Annotated in this window: 3 protein-coding genes; all 3 read right to left on the bottom strand. The window is 65.1% G+C overall.

What is annotated here, in order from left to right; all coding sequences use genetic code 11:
* On the bottom strand, positions 1 to 230 hold a 230-nt coding region (locus tag G9373_RS46095), incomplete at its 3' end, for a hypothetical protein (protein ID WP_206033982.1).
* A 422-nt stretch (positions 231 to 652) separates the two neighbouring features.
* Positions 653 to 1,006 (bottom strand): hypothetical protein, encoded by a 354-nt coding sequence (locus tag G9373_RS45035; RefSeq protein ID WP_133987603.1) that lies wholly within the window; start codon positions 1,004 to 1,006, stop codon positions 653 to 655.
* A gap of 358 nt (positions 1,007 to 1,364) precedes the next feature.
* Positions 1,365 to 1,655: a DUF4193 domain-containing protein gene (locus G9373_RS45030; RefSeq protein ID WP_133987602.1), complete on the bottom strand. Its 291-nt coding sequence runs from the start codon at positions 1,653 to 1,655 to the stop codon at positions 1,365 to 1,367.
* Positions 1,656 to 2,283 lie beyond the last annotated feature (628 nt).

Genomic DNA, 2,283 nt, shown 5'->3' with positions numbered 1-2,283 from the left:
GCACCGGGGGGTGCAGGTGCGGCGGCTGGCGGTGCAGGTACCGCCGGTGCGGCGGCGGGTGCCGCGGTGCCGGGTACCACGGGGGCTTCGACAGCTGGCCTCGGGTCGAACCGCGGGCCGTACTCGATCGGCTTGTCGCCGCCGTAGCGGGCCCAGAGGTATCCGGCTCCGAGGGCGAGCACCGCGACTCCGAGCAGGCTTGCCCCGGCGGTGCTGGTAACTGCACCCACAACGGTTGACCCGAAGGCCCTTGCGCCTCTGGCGACCCATCTGCCGGCATCCGCGATGCGGGTGAGTGTGCTGGGTGGTGGGGTATTGAGCGGGGGTATCGGTGATTTGGGCGGGACCTTGGGCCACCACGGTAGACGGTCTGCCTTCAGCCGTCTCAGTGCTTCTTTGCCAAGTTCGGATAATTCTTTCGTAGGGGGTTCGGACATCAGACTTTCCTTGTTTGTGCCCTGGGTGTGCCTTCGTTTGGGTGGAGCACCTCGTGGGGCGTGGTCCACGGTCGTCCCCTCGAACTGGGACCAACACGCCCCCTAGTGCTGACACTTCGCACCCAGAGGGGGCCTGGTTCTCACCCTGGGGTGGCTGCAGATCACGCCACACGGCTCCGATCACGGGTCGGGCGCTTGCCGCGTCAGCACCTAGACTAGGAGCTCTTGAAGAGGGAGTTCTTCGTCGAGGAAGCCGGCACGACCTCCAGCCGCTGTAGCTCAGCACCGGCACCGGTGACGTCACCGTCAGCTTGGTCGAGTATTTGCAGGCCTTTCTCAATTGCGCGCCAGTCCGCGGACAGGTCGAAATATCCCAGGAGATCAACGACCTCGGCGACCCACCGTTTCGCGCCGCGTCTGTCACGTCGCAGCTGGGCGTAGTAGGTCTCCATGGCGTCGCTCACCGACTTCTTGCGCTGCCCCCACTTCTCGCCCTTCCGGGCCGCGTCACTGGCCAGTTGCCACAGCTGTGCAACGTCGACGTGCCGATCCAGCACCGGTTCTCTCACACCTGGCACAGTAGCGATCCAACAGGACAGGTGATAGCGACCCTGCATGTAGCCGATCGGCAATCGGCACAGCGCTTGGCGCGCCCCGGTGCGGCAGTCGGAGCAAGATCGAATCGAACCCGGCAAATATCGGCGGCTTGCACACCGAAACCGGACGGGTTAGTCATGTCTTATGACCGAGAATCCGGGAACCCGCGCGGGTTTGAATGTCGGCGACACGGTCAAGGTTCATGCTGAGGGAATCTCGGTGTTCACGATCGTGAGTATTGACGGCGACGAAGCTCTGATCGAGTCGGTTCTCCCCGCCCCCGGGACTTACCCGGAGGCATCCGAGGCACCCAGGGGTTCCGGTGTTCGGTTAGGTGCAGTCCCGGCAGATCAGCTGCGCGGAGTCGGCGAGCCGACTGCGGTGATGGACCAGGAAGCAACTCGTGCAGGTGAATTCGTCCGCCTGCTTGGGGAGGACGCGGACGGTGAGTTCTTCGCCGGACAGGTCGGCGCCGGGCAGTTCGAAGGATTCGGCGGTGTCGGTGTCTTCGACGTCGACGACGGGGGACTGGGTGTCTTTCCGGCTGGCGGTCAGCTGTTCGAGGGACGTGTCGCTCTCGTCGGATTCGGTGACTCTCGGGGCGTCGTAATCGGTGGCCATCCCTGCTGCTTCCTCATGTTCTGGGTGTTCGGACCGCCACCCTAGAGGGTCCTGCGGTGCGACGCGCCTTCGGGTGTGGCGTGCGGTGGACTTCAACGTCCTGGGGCGGTAAGGGGATCGTGAGGCGCCGGTTCGGCTCCCCATGCTGGGTTTGCCGTTGCCGTTGTCTGGGCGCCCGGTCGGTGCCGGTTCTTCCATGCGGTCAGTGCCCGTGTTGGTGCTCGCGCTCGCTAGCTTGCTCTGACGGGAGCCGGGACTGCATGACTTCTTGTCATGCAGCAACTTCTCGCCGATCACGAACCCCTCGTTACCGTGGTGATGGTTGTGGTCGTAATAGCGCTCGCCGCCGCCGCGGTGTGGACGATCTTCCGCTGACCGACACGACGTCGGATCGTATGGCGCGGCGATCTGCACCCAGGACCCTGCGTGAGAGGGTCGGCCGCCGCCCGGGTGAGCAGATCGTCGTCAGGTCCCGCCGATGTCGGCGTCGGGTCTCAGAGTCCAGCGGAGATCTGCGTCGTCGTCCGGCCCGGCGTACGCAGTGGCACTGTCCGAAATTCGGTGGATCTGATTCTGGTGCATCGGTGAGGCGTCGCCCGCGCGCGTGGGGTGGGGGATGGGTCAGGGT

Origin of the sequence: Rhodococcus sp. A14 (assembly GCF_011603105.1) — a bacterium.
Lineage (GTDB): Bacteria > Actinomycetota > Actinomycetes > Mycobacteriales > Mycobacteriaceae > Rhodococcus_F > Rhodococcus_F opacus.
Note: the sequence above shows the minus strand (reverse complement) of the source record. Positions and strands in the feature narration are given on the sequence as shown.

Coding starts and splice junctions, on each gene's coding strand:
- G9373_RS45030 (WP_133987602.1), bottom strand. CDS start 1,655: ATGGCCACCGATTACGACGCCCCGAGAGTCACCGAATCCGACGAGAGC.